Genomic DNA, 2,793 nt, shown 5'->3' on the forward strand with positions numbered 1-2,793 from the left:
GTGCTCGTCGAGCGTGTCGTCGCGGCGACCGAACACCGTCATGCCGAGGCTGTGCAGGTAGGCGACCACGTCGTCCTGCGTCGAGCCGTGGTTGCCCGTGGCGACGATCTCGGCGCCGCCCGCGGCGAGCACCTCGAGCAGCACGGCGGTCTTCGGCTCGACGTGCAGCGACATGCCGACCCGGAGCCCGGCGAAGGGCCGTCGGGCGGCGAAGTCCTCGCGGGTGGCGGCGAGCAGCGGCATCCGGGACCTGATCCAGGTGGTGCGCGCGGCGCCGCGTTCGAGCAGTTCCGACATGTCGGCTCACTTTCATATATGAATGCTTCTTTTACAGATGATACCGCGCGAAGAGGCGGGGCGCCGGTCGCCCGCCGGGGCCGCGCGTGAGGGTCGAGTCAACCCCCACGACTTCGCCGAAGCGGCTGCGTATCGTGACCGCAACGGATGGGGGGTGACATGCGCGCAGGACGGATCGCGTCCGTCGTGCTCACGGCGACGTTGGCGCTGTCGGGCTGTGCGCCTCAGTACGACGCCGCGACGAAGGAGGACCTGCGAGCCCAGGTCGTCGCCGTGAGCACCGCGAGCGCCGCAGGCGACTGGCCGACGGCGATCGCCGGGCTCGACCAGCTCGCCACGGAGGTGTCGAAGGCGCGACGCGACGGCCGGCTCCACGACCAGCGCTTCGCGGCGATCGTGTCGGCGATGGACCTCGTGCGCCAGGACCTCGAAGCGGCCGTCGCCGCGGCCGAGACCGAGGCAGAGCAGCAGCGACTGCTGGCGGAGCAGGCGCGGTTGCAGGAGCAGATCACGCAGCTGCAGGCCGAGCAGTCCGAGCCGGCGCCGCCCGCGCCGGCGCCTGGTGAGGACGGCAAGGGCGGCAAAGACGGCAAAGACGGGAAGGAGGGCAAAGGCGAGGGGAAGAGCGAGGGCAGCGGCCCTGGCGGCAGGAGCGGAATCGTGCCGGCCGCGGACCACCGGAAGCAGTGACGCCGGGCCGCGTCATAGGCTGGCGCATGCGGATGCCACGACCTCCGCTCCCCCGATCCCTGGAGGCACGACCGTGCACGACGCGAGCACACCGGACACGCCGGCGCTCCACCCCGACACCCTCGCCGTCATCGCCGGCCGCCCGGCGAAGACGCCCGACCAGCCCATGAGTGTGCCCGTGCACCTCACCTCGACCTACGTCGCGGGCGGCGAGCTCGAGTACGGGCGGTACGGCAATCCCACGTGGACGGCCTTCGAGGAGACCCTCGGCGCCCTCGAGGGCGGCCGTTGCGTCGCGTTCGCGTCGGGCATGGCCGCCGTCGCCGCGGTGCTCGACCTCGTCGAGCCGGGCGGCACGGTCGTCGCGCCGCGGCACTCCTACACGGGAACCGTCGCCGCGCTCGAGGAGCGCGAGGAGCAGGGCCGCCTGCGGGCCGTGTACGTCGACATCACCGACACCGCCGCCGTGGCCGCCGCCTGCGAGAACGCCGCGATGGTGTGGTTCGAGTCGCCCACGAATCCCGCCCTCGAGGTCGCCGACATCGCGGCGATCGCGCGAGCGGCGCACGAGCACGGCGCGCTGGTCGCCGTCGACAACACGTTCGCCACGCCGCTGCTGCAGCGTCCGCTCGCCCTCGGCGCCGACGTGGTCGTGCACTCGGCGACGAAGTACATCTCGGGCCACAGCGACGTGCTCATGGGCGCGGTGGTCACGGCATCCGACGAGCTCGCCGATGCGACCGTGCAGCGGCGCTCGTTGCACGGCGCGATCCCGGCCCCGCTCGAGACGTTCCTCGCGCTGCGCGGGCTGCGCACCCTGCCCGTGCGACTCGAACGCGCGCAGGCCACCGCGCAGGAGCTCGTGCGCCGACTCGCCGGCCACCCCGCGCTCGAGGAGGTGCGCTACCCCGGCTTCGGCGCGATCGTCTCGATCGTCGTGCGCGGCGGCGCAGAGCCCGCCGACGCGCTCGTGCAGCGCACGAGCCTCTGGGTGCACGCGACGAGCCTGGGCGGCGTCGAGTCGACGTTCGAGCGGCGACGCCGCTGGGCGCTCGAGCAGCCCTCGATTCCCGAGGGGCTCGTGCGGCTCTCGGTCGGACTCGAGCATGTCGACGACCTGCACGGCGACCTCGTGCGGGCGCTCGACTCGCTCGGCTGACGGCGGACGGCTGCCCACCTCGCCGCCTCGCGGCGTCCCTCGCCGCCTCAGTGCGCGTGGTCGAGCAGCCAGTCCATCGTGTCGGGCACCGTGTGGAGCACCGAGACGTGCCCGTCGTCGAGGCGCATCCACAGGGCGGCGTCGGGCAGGCGGCTCAGCATCCAGGCCGCGTGCCGCCGCGGCACCACGCGGTCGCCCTCGCCCTGGACGAGGAGCACCGGCACGCGCACGTCCTCGAGCTCGAACCCCCACGGACGCGTGAACGCCACGTCGTCGTCGATGAGCCCGTCGTTCCCGAACGCCTCGGAGGCGGCGACGTCCGCCCCGAGTGCCGACCAGGCCCCGTCGAGCGCCTCGAAGTCGGCCGGCAGGAACTGCTCGGGGTCGAACTCCTCGACCTCGGCGAAGGCCGCGCGCTGCTCGCGACCCTCCCGTGCAGCGAGCAGCCCACCGGGTGAGCGCATGCCAGAGAACCAGTCGAACGCGTCGGTGTACGGCGCGATGCCAGCGAGCGTGACGGCCGCGGTCACCCGCTCTGGAAGCAGCGCGGCCCCGGCCAGGGCGTGCGGCCCGCCGCCCGACGCGCCCATCGCGGCGAAGCGCCCGACGCCGAACGCGTCGGCGACCGCGGCCGCGTCGGCTGCGGC

At 73.6% G+C, this 2,793-nt stretch carries 4 protein-coding genes; 2 read left to right on the forward strand and 2 right to left on the reverse strand.

Features of this window, described 5'->3' with window-relative positions:
* The coding region (locus AC1DY2_RS18295; RefSeq protein ID WP_476763708.1) for an adenosylhomocysteinase at positions 1-297 on the reverse strand (297 nt) is incomplete at its 3' end.
* A 159-nt stretch (positions 298-456) separates the two neighbouring features.
* Here AC1DY2_RS18295 and AC1DY2_RS18300 point away from each other — a divergent pair.
* Together AC1DY2_RS18300 and AC1DY2_RS18305 are read left to right on the forward strand one after the other, a co-directional pair.
* Positions 457-987: a hypothetical protein gene (locus AC1DY2_RS18300; RefSeq protein ID WP_476763709.1), complete on the forward strand. Its 531-nt coding sequence runs from the start codon at positions 457-459 to the stop codon at positions 985-987.
* A 73-nt stretch (positions 988-1,060) separates the two neighbouring features.
* Positions 1,061-2,146, forward strand: coding sequence for a trans-sulfuration enzyme family protein (locus AC1DY2_RS18305; protein ID WP_476763710.1), 1,086 nt, complete (start codon positions 1,061-1,063; stop codon positions 2,144-2,146).
* A gap of 47 nt (positions 2,147-2,193) precedes the next feature.
* Here the strand turns inward: AC1DY2_RS18305 and AC1DY2_RS18310 are convergent.
* The coding region (locus tag AC1DY2_RS18310) for an alpha/beta fold hydrolase (RefSeq protein WP_476763711.1) at positions 2,194-2,793 on the reverse strand (600 nt) is incomplete at its 5' end.

This window comes from Agromyces sp. P1_H4 (assembly GCF_056405255.1).

Coding starts and splice junctions, on each gene's coding strand:
- AC1DY2_RS18300 (WP_476763709.1), top strand. CDS start 457: ATGCGCGCAGGACGGATCGCGTCCGTCGTGCTCACGGCGACGTTGGCG.